Origin of the sequence: Chryseobacterium taeanense (assembly GCF_900099685.1) — a bacterium.
GTDB lineage: Bacteria > Bacteroidota > Bacteroidia > Flavobacteriales > Weeksellaceae > Chryseobacterium > Chryseobacterium taeanense.
On the sequence record NZ_FNDW01000002.1, the window covers coordinates 111,986 to 128,329 of the forward strand.

Below are 16,344 nucleotides of genomic sequence, written 5' to 3' on the forward strand. Positions count from 1 at the left end.
AAAATAAAACCGGAGATAATTCTAAATTATCTCCGGTTCTTTTATTAAATTTTCTTTAAAATATGTTTAATATGATCTTTAATAAAATTTCATGTTAGAACTGCCGTAAGTATTTGAATTTATACCATGAAAATTATTATAAGTATAGTATAAATCTTTAAAATAGATATCGTTGTCAATATCATTTTTCTCTACAAAAACAGCTTCTTTCTGCTTTTTGGAAGCGTTGTGTTTATACTTTTTCCTTGATACAGCTTTTCTCTTAATACATTTGCAATATTGATGATCCTGACTTTGATGCTTATGGAGATCAACGGTGATGATTTCCGTATTTTCATAGTATTTAAATTTTGCAAAAGCATTTTTATCCAAAGTAAAGTATGGTTCGCCATAATAGAAAAAGTGATCGGTAATTTCAGGATGATGAACATCTTTTTTATTCAAAGGAGCAGAGGATAAGTGGCCATTACAGTCCTTGCATAGGGCAACTTGTATTTGTACAGACATAATTTTGATTTTTAGTGTTGTGTGTTGTATATATCAGAAGTTGTGCCATACAAAGAATTTTCAAATATAAAATTGGCAGCATGTGTTTATTAACATTAAATTGTTTTTCTCTTTATTTAATGAAGCTTAGAGTAGGTATTTTAATATCAGTAATTCTTCTGATCTATAACTATCATTGCAAAATTTAACCTATATAAAACGTTAAGTTTTTTCATTGGAATGTTATCATAAATTAATTTACAAACTTTCATCGATATTTCTTTTTTACTACAATTTTGTGATCTTGGATGTAAAAATGGTAAAGAAAAAATCAATTTTTTTGAATATTTTAACTCTTAAAAGTGTTTTTTTTACACTTTTTAATAAAAAACTTAATATTTTTTTTTACGTTTCTTATCATAGTATTTCATAAAGAAAATTTTATCATTTTTTTTGAATATTTTTTTTACAACGCGTTGTAAATTCATCTATTAACTTAATCATAAGTGTATTTTTTATGATAACCTTATCATATTTTATATACAATTGTTATCATAAAAAATCGATATGTAAATTACTGATATGTAGGGAATAGGAGTAAATTTATTTTTTTTATTCAATTGAATTTTTATATTTGTGATGTTACATAAATGTTAACAATTAAATGAGCCCTAATTTTATTCATACGTATGTATCTGTTGATTGTGTAGTATTCGGATTTGATCTTGAAAACCGATTAAACATTTTATTGGTTCGGCGACATGTGGATGAAATCCCTTTGGAAAGACAGAGAAAATTACCGGGCAGTTTGATTTTTAGTGATGAAGATGTAGATGATGCTGCTGAAAGAGTACTTCATGAACTGACAGGAATCCGGAAAATGGTTCTGAAGCAGTTCAAGTGTTTTGCAGATCCCAGTCGTGCCAATAATGAACACGATATAAAATGGATGGGAAAGGAGTATAAGCATCATATAGACAGGATCATCACAGTTGCGTATTTATCTCTCTGTAAGATCGATCATAAAATCAACAGCACAAAATATGATACGGTAGACTGGTTTCCAATTGATGAAGTACCAACCTTGCCGTTCGATCATAATAAGATTATCAGCGAATCGCTTGTGGAAATCAGAAAATGGATAGAATCCGACTTCTCCATTATTTTTGAGCTGTTGCCGAAAAGATTTACGATCAGACAACTGTATCAGCTCTACAGTGCATTAAGCGAAAAATATATTGATATTAAAAATTTTCATAAAAAAATATCATCATTCAACTACATAGTACCGTTGGATGAAATTGAAAAAAATGTATCGCATCGTGCCGCAAGATATTATAAGTTCGATGCCAAGATTTACAAGAAAAACAATACTAAACTAATCAAATAAACACGCTTCTATATAAATTATGTATTTACTAGGTTATGATATTGGCAGTTCTTCTGTGAAAGTTTGTCTCATCGAGGCATCCAGCGGAAAGGTGATTGCTTCAGAATTTTCCCCAAAAAAGGAAATGAAAATCACCGCTATAAATCCCGGATGGGCAGAGCAGAACCCCGCCGATTGGTGGACAAACCTGAAACTGGCGCATGAAGCTGTTATACATGAATCTGGTGTACATGCTGAGGATATCAAAGGAATAGGAATTACGTGGCAAATGCACGGCCTTATCCTGGTAGATAAAGATCAAAATTTACTTAGGCCATCCATCATTTGGTGCGACAGCCGCGCAGTACCGTATGGTGAGAAAGCCTTTAAAGAAATCGGAGAAGAAAAATGCTTATCTCATTTATTGAACTCACCAGGAAATTTTACCGCATCAAAACTAGCCTGGGTAAAAGACAACGAACCTGAAATCTTTGATCAGATTGATAAAATAATGCTTCCGGGAGATTATATCGCCATGAAACTGTCCGGACAAATCGGAATGACCATCGAAGGATTATCAGAAGGGATATTCTGGGATTTTAGAAACAACTGTATTTCGGAAGACGTAATCGGCCATTACGGAATTCCAAAAAGTTTTTTTCCTGAGATTATTCCTACGTTTGGAATTCAGGCAACGGTTTCTGCTGCAGCAGCTCAGGAATTAGGTCTGAAAGAAGGAACACCGATTTCCTACAGAGCAGGAGATCAGCCGAACAATGCGCTTTCACTGAACGTTTTTAATCCAGGAGAAATTGCTTCCACTGCTGGAACTTCAGGAGTTGTGTACGGTGTACTCGATCAGCTTGAATATGATAAACTATCAAGAGTCAATACATTTGCCCACGTAAATTATACACCGGAACAGATCAGACTTGGCGTTTTGCTCTGCATCAACGGAACGGGGATTTTAAATTCATGGCTGAAGCATAATTTTGCCACCTCATTATCTTCATACGGAGACATGAATGAGCTTGCATCGTTGTCACCGGTTGGTTCTAAAGGATTAAGCATTATACCTTTCGGAAACGGAGCTGAAAGAGTACTGGAAAACAAAGAAACCAACTGCTCAATCCACGGAATTAATTTCAACATTCATACAAAAGGAGATATTCTGCGTGCAGCGCAGGAAGGAATTGTATTTTCTTACGAATACGGAATGAACATCATGAGAAATATCGGGATGGATATTCAGGTGATTCGTGCGGGAAATGCCAATATGTTTTTAAGTTCAATTTTTAGACAGTCACTTTCCAGTGTAAGCAATGCGGTTATTGAACTTTATGATACCGACGGAGCTGTAGGAGCTGCTAGGGCGGCGGGAATAGGAATAGGATTTTATGCAGATTCTAAAGAAGCATTTTCATCACTCGAAAAAATAGCAGTGATAGAGCCTGAACACGAGAAACAAGAACAATATCTGGAAGCCTATACAAGATGGAAATATCATCTTAATGAAATAATCTAAAACAAAAATCAACGGAAGTTTTTCCATTGTTCTTACTGTCTTTAAAATCAGTGAGCAGGGGATTTCTACGCAAAAAAATTAAAATAAATAAAAAATATGAACACTTTATCAGGTACGAAAGAGTTTTTTACAGGGATCGACAAGATTAAATTTGAAGGGAAGGAAAGCAGAAACCCAATGGCATTCCGCTATTATGATGCTGAAAAGATTGTCATGGGAAAACCTATGAAAGACTGGACACGTTTTGCAATGGCATGGTGGCATACGCTGTGTGCAAATGGAAGTGATCCATTCGGCGGAGCTACCATTCATCACCCTTGGGATATCGGAAATGATCCGGTAACAAGAGCGATGCACAAAATGGATGCAGGCTTTGAATTTATGTCTAAAATGGGATTCAACTATTACTGTTTTCACGATATCGACCTTGTAGATCCGGCAGATAACTGGAAAGATTACGAGAAAAATCTTCAGGCAGTGGTAGAGTATGCGAAGCAAAAGCAGGCGGAAACAGGAATTAAGCTTTTATGGGGAACAGCAAACGTTTTCACTCATGAAAGATACATGAACGGAGCATCTACAAACCCAAATTTTGATGTTGTTGCATGCGCAGGAACTCAGGTTAAAAATTCGATTGATGCAACGATTGCTCTTGGCGGTGAAAATTACGTGTTCTGGGGAGGAAGAGAAGGATATATGAGTCTTCTGAACACTGATATGAAACGTGAGAAAGATCACCTGGCGCGTTTTCTTTCAATGTCCAGAGATTATGCACGTCAGCAAGGATTTAAAGGAACTTTCCTGATTGAGCCTAAGCCAATGGAGCCTACAAAACACCAGTACGACTACGATTCTGAAACAGTAATCGGCTTCCTGAGACATTACGGATTAGATAAAGATTTTAAATTAAATATCGAAGTAAATCACGCTACTCTGGCAGGTCACACTTTTGAGCATGAACTTCAGGTAGCAGTAGATGCCGGGCTTTTGGGTAGTATCGATGCTAATAGAGGAGATTATCAGAACGGATGGGATACAGACCAGTTCCCGGTAGACTATCTTGAGATGGTTCAAGCTTGGCTTGTACTTCTTCCTGCAGGAGGTTTAGGAAATGGAGGAGTAAATTTTGATGCAAAAATCAGAAGAAATTCTATTGATGCTGAAGATTTATTTATTTCTCATATTTCAGGAATGGATGTATTTGCAAAAGGACTTTTGGCAGCAGCTGATATCCTTGAAAATTCAGATTATAAAAAATTAAGAACAAATCGCTACGCTTCTTTTGACAACGGAAACGGGAAGGCATTCGAAGAAGGAAATCTTACCTTGGAAGATCTTCAGAGAATAGCACATGAAATCGGGGAACCTGAACCAAAAAGTGGAAAACAGGAATTGTTTGAAGCTATTGTGAACATGTATATCTAATAACAAGATGAAAAGGCTTCTAACACTAAGGATTTTCTCAGAATTATAATTATTGATAGCCTTTTTATTTCAACCCTAATATTTAAAAATAATAATTATGAACCGATTTTATTTAGCTAAAACCAATAAGGCGGCCTTGTTTTTTGCCATGGCCTTATTACCTTCCGGTTTAGTGTACTCCCAGGCTAAGAAAGATACTACAGCTAAGGAGACCAAAATAGAGGAAGTTGTTATGATTGGTTACGGTACTCAGAGAAAAGAAGCCGTGACAGGATCTGTAGCAACGGTAAAGGGAGATGCGCTTCGCGAAGTACCTTCTGCCAACATTACACAGGCCTTGCAAGGTAGAACTGCCGGTGTTGATATTTCTCAAACTTCATCAAAGCCTGGAGCTACTATGCAAATCCGAATCCGGGGAGCGAGATCTTTAACAGGAACCAATGATCCTTTAATTGTCTTGGACGGTATTCCATTTGTGGGATCATTAAGTGATATTAGTTCTAATGACATTAAAAGCATAGATATCTTAAAAGATGCTTCTGCAACTGCTATTTATGGATCAAGAGGAGCGAATGGTGTTATCTTAGTAACAACAAACAGAGGATCAAAAGGACAAAAGCCGAGATTCAGCTACAACTCATTTACAGGAGTTCAGACACTTTTTTCAAGATATCCGATGATGGATGGTCCACAATTGGCTAAACTTAGAGCTGATGCCGGAAATATCTATGGATTAGGAACGGATGAAACGCTGGACACCAATACAGACTGGCAGAAATTATACTATAAACCGGCCATGATGACAAGTCATGATGTGGGTGTTTCCGGAGGAACAGATGGAGGTAATTATAATGTAGGCTTATCTTATTTTAAGCAAGATGCCTTAATCCCAATTCAGAATTATGAAAGATTTTCACTAAGAATTGGTTTGGATCAGCAGGTTGGTAAAAGTTTTAAATTCGGATTTACAACCAATACAAACTATACGGTATCTGAAGGAAATGGTGTGTCAGGGGCACCAACATTAGGTTATTCTCCTTTAGCCAATCCTTATAATCCGGATGGTAGCCTTAAGAGAACGATGAGTACCGCATCAAATATCGATCAATCTTGGATCTATATAAGAAAGACACTTGAGAATCTGGGCGATAAATATGTGGATGAAAGCAAAGGTTTTTCTTCATACAATAATATATACGGAGAGGTAAGCTTACCTCTCAAAGGTCTTAAATATAGACTGAACGTCGGCTTAGATTATCTAACCTCTAATAGTGGAAACTATGTAGGAGTTGGTGTATTTAATGTAAATGCAGCCGCGCCTTCCAGTGCCGGAAGAGGAAATAACCAGACATACCACTGGACTTTAGAAAATTTATTAACTTATGATCGAACTTTCGGAAAGCATAAAATCAATGCAGTTGCCTTATATTCAGCCGAAGGAAATAGATATATAAGCTCTTATATGAGCGCAAAGAATGTACCTGCAGACTTTTTCCAATATTATAATTTAGGGCAGTCACCACAGGCTGATATCTCTGTAAAGCCTGAAGATCAGATTTATCAAAAAAGAGGACTTTTATCCTACATGGGTCGTGCTATGTACACTTATGATAATAAGTATATGATTACGGCTACGCTTCGTGCAGATGGTGCATCAGTTTTAGCTCCAGGTAATAAGTGGCATACATATCCCGCAATATCCTTAGGTTGGAATCTTGCTAACGAATCCTTCATGCAAAACATTAAATTTCTTAACCAGTTTAAACTAAGATACGGATGGGGCCAAACGTCTAATCAGGCAGTGAATCCTTATACTACATTAGGATCTTTACAAGTGACTCCTTATAACTTTGGATCTTCAAATACAACAGGAGTTTATATATTAACTGCGCCAAATACTGGTTTAGGATGGGAATATTCTAAAACCAATAACTTCGGAGTTGATTTTGGTTTATTTAACAATAGAATTACGGGAACAGTAGAATACTACAGAACCAAAACTGAAAAAGTTTTAGCTGGAACAATTTTACCTCCATCAGGTGGTATTGGAAGTGTAACTAACAATATAGGACAAATAGAGAATAAAGGCTGGGAGGTTTCACTTAACGGAAGTATTATCAATAACCCGGAAGGCTTTAGCTGGGATGCAGGGATAAACTGGTATGCCAACAGAAATCAGATTTTAGCTTTATCTTCAGGAACTACGCGTGATGAAATTAACAATTGGTTCGTAGGACACAATATTAACGCTATTTACGATTATCAAAATATTGGTTTATGGCAGCAGGGTGATCCATATCTAAATATACTGGAGCCAGGTGGTAATGTGGGGATGATTAAAGTTCTTTATACCGGAGGCTACAATGCAGATGGTACTCCTGTAAGAGCAATAAATGCGAGCGACAGACAAATTATTGATACAGCTCCGGATTGGCAGGGAGGTTTTAATATGAGATTCTCTTATAAAAACTTTGAATTAAGCACGGTAGGCGCATTTCAACATGGTGGAGTTTTGATTAGCTCTATTTATGGTTCTTCAGGCTATCTTAACAGATTAACAGGAAGAGGGAATAACGTGGATGTGGATTATTGGACAGCAGATAATCCAAATGTAAGATATCCTAAACCAGGAGGTATGATGAGTGGTGATAATCCAAAATATGGTTCTACACTTGCGTATTTCGATGGGTCATATCTTAAACTAAGAACAATAACTCTGGGATATAATGTAAAGAAAGAATTTCTGGATGATCTTAAGTTGAGTAGTTTTAGAATTTATGTCACAGTGACTAATCCTCTTGTTCTATTCTCACCTTATCATAAAGAGTCCGGCATGGATCCGGAACCTAATTCTTACGGTAACCAAAACCAGGCGGTGAATAGCAGTCTTCCCTATAATAGCCGTCAGCTGATTATAGGAGCGAATAATCCGTCAACGCGTAATTATCTAATGGGAATCAATTTATCTTTTTAAATTACAAAATCATGATCAAGTTTAATAAAAAAATAGTTGTAGGAGCATTCTTCTTATCACTGTGCTTATCCAGTTGTAATGAAATTCTGGACGAGCAGCCAAGATCTAACTATACGGTTGATTATTTCAATACTCCAGATGGAGTTACAGCAGGGGTTACGTCTTTGTACAGAAGTCTACGCTTATTATATGGTAACGGTTACTTTATGAGTAACTGTCAGAACGGTACCGACGAATCTACTTGGGCACAAAGTGCGGATGGAAATTTCAAAGAATTGGATTTTTCAGGAAATGGTAATGTTACATCATCTTCTTTTCCACCCAGCATGATTTGGGGATCTGTTTTTCCTTATATCAATACAGCAAATGGAATCGTTGAGAGAGGCCCACAATTTGGAGTTGCAGAATCATTAATTTCAGAAGCAAGATTCTTCAGAGCATTCGATTACTTTATGCTTGTGCAAACATATGGAGGTGTACCATTGGATTTGGGAGCCGGAGAGCTTGCTCTCAATGTTAATGCGGTAACAACTTCTAAAAGAAATACTGTTCCGGAAGTTTATACAAGAGCCATTTTTCCTGACTTGAAAACAGCCATAAATAATTTACCGGCATCTCCAAGAGTAACCGGAGGAGTTACCAAAAATGTTGCAAGATTGTTTTTGGCTAAAGCTTATCTCACTTATGGATGGTGGCTACAGAATCCTAATGGCATCCCAACTTATCCGGAAACTCCGAGAACTGATCCGGATGGTCACGATGCACAATGGTATTTTCAACAAGCTTATGACACAGCTATGATGGGGATAAGTACTCCTGGTCCCTATTCTTTACAGCCTACATTCTATGATGTAAATGTGGGGTCAAACGACAGAAATAGCGAATGTATGCTATATGCAGATCATACTCAGTCCAGCGTATTTTATAACGAATCAGATCCTGTCGGTTTTGGATCAGGGTGGGCTCCTGATAATTTCGCTGCCTGGATGCAGACATGGAACTATACAAACCTTAAGAGTAGCAGTTCTGCAACAACCTTTACTGCCGTAAGTTCTGTACAACGTGCTGCAACACAGTCGCTAGGTCGTCCTTGGACAAGGATGGCACCAACTATCGGTGTTATTCAGAATACATTTGCAGATAAAACAACCGATTCAAGATATGACGGAACTTTTGTAACGACTTATAGGGGTAACTGGGATAAAGCAGGTAACACCACTCCTGTTTTGTATAATGCTAATAGTTTACCTGTACAACCAGGCGGAGCTATTTTAAGCTTCCTTAACGATGATTCTCAAACGCCAACTTATCCTTCAGATGCAGGACAAAATGGAGTAGGCGCAGGAACATTACCAGGAAGAGCTGATTGGGTAGTCGCACCAAATGGAATAAGCAGAATTGTTTATCCTGGACTATGGAAAATCGGAACTTACCGTACAGATGATCCGAACGGACTGGGATATCCTAATGCAGGCTTAACGAGACCTTTCAATGTGGCAAAATTCTCAGAATTCTATTTTATCGCTGCAGAAGCAGCAGTAAAAGGAGCATCAGGAGCAATGAGCGCCAGAGACTTGATTAATGTTATCCGTGCAAGAGCAGGAAAATGGAAATTTAATAATGCTCAAAATGCTACATATATTGCAGATAATAGTGCAGCGATGATTGCAGCAACTCCTTCAGCAATTACCATTGATTATATTCTTGCAGAAAGATCCCGTGAATACTATGGTGAATTTTATAGATGGTATGATTTAGTTCGTACACAGAAATGGGGAGAATATGCTGCCTCTTATAAAATCGGAGGAACCGCTTATGGAAATCATACACCACAAACAGTAACACGTAATATTCAGCCATTCCATTATCTTAGACCTATACCACAAGGACAGATAGATGCAATGAGCGGGGCTACTGCTGAAGAAAAAGCAAAATACCAGAACCCTGGTTATTAATTGATTTTATTCTTACATTCATATTAACAACGAAGTAGGTGTTTACCAAAGCACCTGCTTTGTTTAATGAATAAAAATTTTAAAAATTATGGAAAAAACATGGCGTTGGTTTGGGAAGAACGATAAAATAAACCTGAATACACTCCGGCAAATAGGAGTAGAAGGAATTGTTTCCGCACTGCATGATGTTCCCAACGGACAGATCTGGAGTTTAGAGGCGATTAATGATTATAAAAACTATATAGAAAGTCACGGCCTTCGCTGGTCTGTCGTGGAAAGTCTTCCCGTAAGCGAAGCCATCAAATACGGAGGTGAAGACCGGGATTTTTTAATAGAAAATTATATCAAAAGTCTCGAAAACTTAGGGAAAGCTGGCGTAACTACAGTATGTTATAACTTTATGCCTGTTTTAGACTGGGCAAGAACAGATCTTTTTCATGAATGGCAAGATGGTTCCTCATCATTGTATTTTGATAAAGCTAAATTTGCCTATTTCGAAATTCATATTTTAAAAAGAAAAGGAGCGGAAAAGGATTATAATGCCGAAATTCTTCAAAAAGTAGAAGAACTGAAAAATACGCTCACAGAAGAGGACAACAATGATCTGATTGATTCCGTCATTGTAAAAACTCAGGGATTTGTAAACGGAAACATAAAAGAAGGAGATCTAAATCCTGTGGAAAAGTTCAACAGTTTGTTGGCTTTATATGACGGAATTGATAAAAATCAGCTTCGCCTAAATCTTAAATATTTCCTCGAAAAAATAATGCCGGTTTGCGAAGAATGGAATATACAGATGTGTGTGCATCCTGATGATCCGCCGTTTGCACTGCTTGGCTTACCAAGAATCGTTACCAATGAAGAAGATATCGACTGGTTCTTACATGCAGTGGATAATCCTCATAACGGACTGACCTTCTGCGCCGGATCTTTAAGTGCCAACCTTAACAATGATGTTCCGAAACTGGCTCAAAAATTTGCACACCGTACAAAATTCGTTCACCTCAGAAGCACTAATGTTTTTGAAAATGGTGATTTTATAGAAGCACATCATTTGGGCGGACGAGGAAAACTGATTGATGTTATCCGTGTATTTGAGAAAGAAAATCCGGATTTACCAATGCGAATCGATCATGGAAGATTATTAACCGAAGATATCGACAAAGGTTATAATCCGGGATACTCATTTTTGGGAAGAATGCTGGCTTTAGGGCAGATTGAAGGTGTCATGGCTGCTGTCAATTCTGAATCAAAATAAAACAATAGGACCCGAAGGGTTCAATATCATTTATCAACTATCAATTATCATTAATCATAATGAACGAAATATTCAGCATAAAAGACAAAGTTGCAGTTATCACGGGGGCTTCCGGTGTTTTAGGTGGAAGCCTGGCAAAAAGTTTCATTGAAGCCGGAGCAAAAGTGGTTGCATTAGGCCGAAATCAGGAGACATTGGATGCCCGCGTTCAGGAATTGACAGATGCCGGAGGTGACGCATTTGCAGTAGAAGCTAATGTCATGGACATCGAAAGTCTTCAATCAGCATCAAAAAAAATTATAGAAAAATACGGTAAAATAGATATTTTGTTAAATATTGCCGGAGGAAATATTCCTGCAGCCACCTTATCTCCCGAGCAGTCATTCTTCGATATGAATATGAAAGGTTGGGATGAGGTGACTGATCTCAATATCAACGGAACTGTTTATCCGAGCTATGTTTTCGGAAAAGTAATGGCAGAGCAGGGAAGCGGAAGTATTGTAAATATTTCTTCAATGGCAGCTTATTCAGCGATTACAAGAGTAGCGGGATATTCGGCTGCAAAATCGGCGATTACCAATTTTACGCAATGGCTGGCTTCAGACGTAGCCTTAAAATTTGGAGATAAAATCAGGGTAAATGCTGTTGCACCTGGATTTTTTATCGGTGATCAGAACCGTGCTATTCTCCTTAATCCTGATGGTTCTCTTACTGACAGAAGTAAAAAGGTAATTGCTAAAACGCCAATGCAAAGATTCGGAGAAGTAGAAGAGCTGAACGGAGCAGTACAGTTCCTTTGCTCAGAAGCCGCAAGTTTTATTACGGGCGCTTTACTTCCTGTTGATGGTGGTTTCAGTGCTTTTAGCGGTGTTTAAAGTTAAATTTTCTTCATATTTAAATAAACAAGATCTTAAAATAACTTAAGGTCTTGTTTTTAAAAAATTGATTTTTAAATAAAATTTTAAATCATTTAAACCAGATAATGACTTATTCTAATAAAAATAAAGAAGTTTTCGGAGAGTCGTTTTTGCTGGAGTCGGCAAAGGCAGAGAATCTCTATTTCGGATTTGCGAAAGAAATGCCGATTATTGATTATCACAATCATCTGGAGCCGGATGTCATTTCCAATAATCTTAATTTCCGCTCTCCAACGGCAATTTGGCTGGATGGTGATCATTATAAATGGCGTGCAATGAGAAATTTCGGGATCGATGAGCAATTCATTTCAGGAGAAGCTTCGGATATCGAAAAATTCAAAAAATGGGCTGAAGTTGTACCTTATACGCTTCGGAATCCGTTATTTCACTGGACACATCTTGAACTTAAAAATCCTTTCGGAATCACTGAATATTTTTCGCCAAAAAATGCAGATTCTATCTATTCCCAGATGAATGAAAGTTTGCAGACAAACGATTTCTTACCACAATCAATCATCAAGAATTTTAAGGTAGAAACCCTTTGTACGACGGATGATCCTTCTGATGATCTGGCTTATCATAAAGCTCTTAAAAACAGTAGTTTTGAAACAGCGGTTTTACCTGCTTTCCGTCCTGATTCTTATATTAATATCATTAATCCTCAGCAATATCTAACAGGAATTAAAAAGCTTGAAAAAATCAGCGAAATTTCAATACAATCAGTGTCTGATCTGCTCAATGCGCTTCAGTCTAGAGTTGATTATTTTGCAGAAGCCGGCGCAAAAGTAGCGGATCACGGATTTGAATATTTTCCTGATACAACGCTTTGGAACCAGAATCTTGAAAACGAATTTTCAGAATTTCTGAAAGGAAATAAAAATGTATTTTCCAATCCGGAAGCCTTATGCGGTTATGTACTGAAAGAGCTCTGCAAAATGTACAACGAAAAAGGCTGGGTGCAGCAATTTCATGTTGGAGCAACAAGAAATAACAATTCAAAAATGCTCGGTAAAATAGGCATTAATTCAGGTTATGATGCGATTGGAGAACAATATTTTGCGCAACGGTTGAGCGTTCTTTTAGATGAGTTAAATTCTTCCGAACAGCTTACTAAAACCATAATCTACAATCTTAATCCCACGTTCAATGAAGTTTTGGCTTCACTGGCCGGAAATTTCAATGAAGGCCGAATTAAATCAAAAGTACAGTTTGGTGCAGCTTGGTGGTTTTTAGATCAGCTCGACGGAATGAAAAAGCAAATGAACACGCTTTCGAACATTGGACTTATCAGCACTTTTGTGGGAATGCTTACCGATTCCAGAAGTCTTTTGTCATTCTCAAGACACGATTATTTCAGAAGATTGTTGTGCAATATGTTTGGCAGCGAAATGGAAAGAGGATTGCTTCCAAATGACGAAGAATGGGTAGGAAAGATCATTCAGGATATTTGTTATCATAATACCAAAAACTATTTTGAATTTTAATACAATGCAGGATTCTGTTTCCCATACCATATTGTGTTTCGGAGAATTGTTGCTCCATTTTGCTCCGGATTCTCATGGAGAATGGCTCAATGATCAGTCTATGAAAACTTTTGTAGGTGGTGCCGAATATAACGTAGCTTCCGCACTTTCGCAATGGCAAAATCCTGTGAAATTACTTTCTGCTTTACCTGAAAATTTTATAGGAAATCAATTGGAAAATCAGTTGAAAAACAAAGGAATTGAAGTTCTTGCAGAAAAAAATACAGGAAGAATAGGAACTTTTTACCTGTCTTCAGATGGCGATATGCAAAACGCTTCGGTAGTGTACGATCGTTTTCCCTCAGTTTTTACACAGTCGGATTTTTCGCAATTTACTTTTGATGAAATATTTTCCGGAGTTAAATGGCTTCACATCAGCACTATTACGCCGGCTTTAAGTGAAAATGCATACCAAAAATGTGTAGACTTAATGCAGGAAGCCGCAAAAAAAAATATTATCGTTTCTCTAGATCTGAATTACCGTGCAGCACTTTGGAAAGACAAAAATCCATCAAAATTAATCAGAAAGATGATGCCTTTTGTGAATGTGTTGATGGGAAATATCTGGTCTATTCAACAGTTTCTTGAAATCTCTATTGAATATGAGCTGAACGGAAATTTTGATGACAAAAATCTCTTAAAGCAAGCTGAAAAATCAGCGCTGGAAATTCAGAAACAATTCCCGAATGTTGCGACGGTTGCCAATACTTTCCGATTTACAAACGGTGAAAAAGTCAATTACTATGCAACGTTATTTGAGAATAATGAGCTTTTAATTTCAGAAAAATATTATTCCGGAAGAGTAAAAGAAAGAGTAGGAAGCGGAGATTCCTTTATGGCTGCACTTATTCACGGTAAACTCAAAGGAAACCCATCGAAGAAAATATTAGAATATGCCACAAAGGTTGCCTTTAAAAAACTTTTTGTAAAAGGTGACACTATTGATGAATCTATTAACATTGAGAAATTATGAATTCAATTTTACAAACCATAAGAAACCAAAAAATCGTTCCGTTGTTCTACGACGCATCGTTTGAAGTTTCAAAAGATACAGTAAAAGCTTTGTATGAAGCAGGAATCCGTGCGATAGAATATACCAACCGCGGCATTCAGGCATTAGAAAATTTTACAAAACTGAAAGAAATCTCCGTTACAGAATTTCCAGGACTTTTACTGGGAATAGGAACGGTAAAAAATATAAAAGAAATGGATGATTTTGGCCGTGCAAAAGCCGATTTCATCATCACTCCGGTAATTAGCGAAGAATTGGTAAAACATTCGGTGAGTAAAAATATTCTTTTAATTCCGGGCTGTTTCACGCCATCTGATGTGAATATCGCTTTTCAGAACGGATTAAATTTAGTGAAAATTTTCCCTGCTGATGCTTTGGGTAAAAATTATATAAGATCCATTCAGCCTGTTTTTCCGGGAATGAATTTCATGCCAACCGGCGGAGTAAATGCTGATGCAGAGGATATTAACGATTGGCTAAAAGGCGGAGCAGTAGCAGTTGGATTGGGAAGTTCATTGATAAAAAAAGATTTCACATCGCAACAGCTTACCGAAAAAGTTCAGAACCTATTACAACAACTTAATCAAAACTAAATGCAGGCTCCAAAAAATGGCAATATAAGATGGTTTATGCTGTCTCTGGTATTTCTCGCAACCACGATCAATTATCTTGACCGTCAGGTAATGGGATTGCTGAAACCTATTCTGGAAAAAGAATTTGACTGGAATGAAAAAGATTACAGCTACATTGTAATGGCTTTTACGGCTACCTATGCCATCGGTTATCTTGCAATGGGAAGATTTATCGACAGAGTCGGAACCAAAATCGGATATGCGGTTTCGCTGATTGTCTGGAGCTTAGCTTCTATCGGTCATGGTTTTGTGAAAAGCACATTCGGATTCATCATTGCGAGAAGTACTTTAGGAATCAGTGAGGCCGGAAATTTTCCTGCAGCGATAAAATCTGTTGCCGAATGGTTTCCGAAAAAAGAAAGAGCTTTAGCAACCGGAATTTTCAACTCGGGTGCAACAGTAGGAGCTATTTTAGCACCGCTTCTAGTTCCGTTTATTCTGGGACATTACGGCTGGAGAGAGACTTTTGTCTGGATTGGAGCGTTGGGATTATTGTGGATTCTTCTTTGGTGGAAATTTTACCAAATTCCGGAAAAAACAAAAAAATTAAGTACCGAGGAGCTTCAGTACATCAAAAGCGATCAGGACGGAAAGACCCAAGAACAGTCAAAAGTTCCGCTTTCTGAATTATTGAAATATAAAGTTACCTGGTCTTTTGCCATAGGAAAAATCCTTACCGACCCGATCTGGTATTTCTTTATGTTCTGGCTGCCTGCCTATTTTGCAGATGTTTTTAAAATGGATTTAACCAAACCTTCCATTCCATTGATTATCATTTATAGCGGAACTACAATCGGAAGTATCGGTGGTGGATACCTTTCTTCAGTTTTAATTAAAAAAGGATGGGCAATCGGACGCGCGAGAAGCCTTACAATGTTATTATTTGCTTTAATGGTTGTTCCGGTAATGTTCTCGAAATATGTTGATAATATGTGGCTGATAACTATTATAATAGCTTTTGCAACAGCAGCTCATCAGGGTTGGGGAGCGAATCTGATGACTACGGTCGGAGATAAATTACCCAACAATTATGTAAGCTCTGTGATCGGTTTTGGCGGAATGTTGGGTTCAGCAGCGGGAATTATTTTTCCACTGTTTATTGGGATTGTTTTAGATACCTTTAAAAAAGCCGGAAACATCAACGGCGGTTACAATATCATCTTCTTCATTGCAGGAATCTCATATGTTGCGGCGTGGGGAATTATTTGGTTGATTAACAGGAAGAAAACAGCTTAATATCAAAATACAGTTTGAAGTTTAAAAAGTAA

At 37.3% G+C, this 16,344-nt stretch carries 12 protein-coding genes; 11 read left to right on the forward strand and 1 reads right to left on the reverse strand.

What is annotated here, in order from left to right; genetic code table 11:
• Window positions 1–78: 78 nt before the first annotated feature.
• Complete coding sequence (locus BLR30_RS03635; protein ID WP_139164582.1) at window positions 79–507, reverse strand: hypothetical protein; 429 nt, start codon at window positions 505–507, stop codon at window positions 79–81.
• A gap of 643 nt (window positions 508–1,150) precedes the next feature.
• On the opposite strand from BLR30_RS03635, the gene BLR30_RS03640 reads away from it, so the two are divergent.
• The 11 genes from BLR30_RS03640 to BLR30_RS03690 all read left to right on the forward strand — a co-directional run bounded on the left by BLR30_RS03640 (window position 1,151) and on the right by BLR30_RS03690 (window position 16,312).
• Window positions 1,151–1,876: an NUDIX hydrolase gene (locus tag BLR30_RS03640; RefSeq protein ID WP_089854921.1), complete on the forward strand. Its 726-nt coding sequence runs from the start codon at window positions 1,151–1,153 to the stop codon at window positions 1,874–1,876.
• Between the two features lie 19 nt (window positions 1,877–1,895).
• A complete protein-coding gene (locus tag BLR30_RS03645) occupies window positions 1,896–3,380 on the forward strand; it encodes a xylulokinase (RefSeq protein WP_089854925.1) in 1,485 nt (494 codons plus the stop codon).
• Window positions 3,381–3,476: 96 nt separating this feature from the next.
• A complete protein-coding gene (xylA, locus tag BLR30_RS03650) occupies window positions 3,477–4,805 on the forward strand; it encodes a xylose isomerase (RefSeq protein WP_089854928.1) in 1,329 nt (442 codons plus the stop codon).
• A gap of 97 nt (window positions 4,806–4,902) precedes the next feature.
• Window positions 4,903–7,779, forward strand: a complete 2,877-nt coding sequence (locus BLR30_RS03655; protein ID WP_089854931.1) for a SusC/RagA family TonB-linked outer membrane protein — start codon at window positions 4,903–4,905, stop codon at window positions 7,777–7,779.
• 11 nt (window positions 7,780–7,790) lie between these two features.
• Window positions 7,791–9,734, forward strand: coding sequence for a RagB/SusD family nutrient uptake outer membrane protein (locus BLR30_RS03660; RefSeq protein ID WP_089854934.1), 1,944 nt, complete (start codon window positions 7,791–7,793; stop codon window positions 9,732–9,734).
• An 88-nt stretch (window positions 9,735–9,822) separates the two neighbouring features.
• Entirely contained in the window at window positions 9,823–10,992 is a 1,170-nt protein-coding gene (gene uxuA / locus BLR30_RS03665) for a mannonate dehydratase (RefSeq protein WP_089854937.1), read from the forward strand.
• Window positions 10,993–11,051: 59 nt separating this feature from the next.
• Window positions 11,052–11,867, forward strand: coding sequence for an SDR family oxidoreductase (locus BLR30_RS03670; protein ID WP_089854940.1), 816 nt, complete (start codon window positions 11,052–11,054; stop codon window positions 11,865–11,867).
• Between the two features lie 107 nt (window positions 11,868–11,974).
• Complete coding sequence (uxaC, locus tag BLR30_RS03675; protein WP_089854943.1) at window positions 11,975–13,393, forward strand: glucuronate isomerase; 1,419 nt, start codon at window positions 11,975–11,977, stop codon at window positions 13,391–13,393.
• Window positions 13,383–14,405, forward strand: coding sequence for a sugar kinase (locus BLR30_RS03680; RefSeq protein ID WP_228400695.1), 1,023 nt, complete (start codon window positions 13,383–13,385; stop codon window positions 14,403–14,405). Before uxaC ends, BLR30_RS03680 begins: the two co-directional genes overlap by 11 nt.
• Entirely contained in the window at window positions 14,402–15,037 is a 636-nt protein-coding gene (locus BLR30_RS03685) for a bifunctional 4-hydroxy-2-oxoglutarate aldolase/2-dehydro-3-deoxy-phosphogluconate aldolase (protein ID WP_089854946.1), read from the forward strand. Before BLR30_RS03680 ends, BLR30_RS03685 begins: the two co-directional genes overlap by 4 nt.
• Window positions 15,038–16,312, forward strand: a complete 1,275-nt coding sequence (locus BLR30_RS03690) for an MFS transporter (protein ID WP_089854949.1) — start codon at window positions 15,038–15,040, stop codon at window positions 16,310–16,312.
• The last annotated feature ends 32 nt before the right edge of the window (window positions 16,313–16,344 follow it).

Excerpts from the sequence above, each read along its gene's own strand:
- BLR30_RS03635 (WP_139164582.1), bottom strand. The coding sequence starts at position 507 with ATGTCTGTACAAATACAAGTTGCCCTATGCAAGGACTGTAATGGCCAC.
- uxuA (WP_089854937.1), top strand. The coding sequence starts at position 9,823 with ATGGAAAAAACATGGCGTTGGTTTGGGAAGAACGATAAAATAAACCTG.
- BLR30_RS03690 (WP_089854949.1), top strand. The coding sequence starts at position 15,038 with ATGCAGGCTCCAAAAAATGGCAATATAAGATGGTTTATGCTGTCTCTG.
- uxaC (WP_089854943.1), top strand. The coding sequence starts at position 11,975 with ATGACTTATTCTAATAAAAATAAAGAAGTTTTCGGAGAGTCGTTTTTG.
- BLR30_RS03660 (WP_089854934.1), top strand. The coding sequence starts at position 7,791 with ATGATCAAGTTTAATAAAAAAATAGTTGTAGGAGCATTCTTCTTATCA.
- BLR30_RS03645 (WP_089854925.1), top strand. The coding sequence starts at position 1,896 with ATGTATTTACTAGGTTATGATATTGGCAGTTCTTCTGTGAAAGTTTGT.
- BLR30_RS03655 (WP_089854931.1), top strand. The coding sequence starts at position 4,903 with ATGAACCGATTTTATTTAGCTAAAACCAATAAGGCGGCCTTGTTTTTT.
- BLR30_RS03685 (WP_089854946.1), top strand. The coding sequence starts at position 14,402 with ATGAATTCAATTTTACAAACCATAAGAAACCAAAAAATCGTTCCGTTG.
- BLR30_RS03670 (WP_089854940.1), top strand. The coding sequence starts at position 11,052 with ATGAACGAAATATTCAGCATAAAAGACAAAGTTGCAGTTATCACGGGG.
- xylA (WP_089854928.1), top strand. The coding sequence starts at position 3,477 with ATGAACACTTTATCAGGTACGAAAGAGTTTTTTACAGGGATCGACAAG.
- BLR30_RS03640 (WP_089854921.1), top strand. The coding sequence starts at position 1,151 with ATGAGCCCTAATTTTATTCATACGTATGTATCTGTTGATTGTGTAGTA.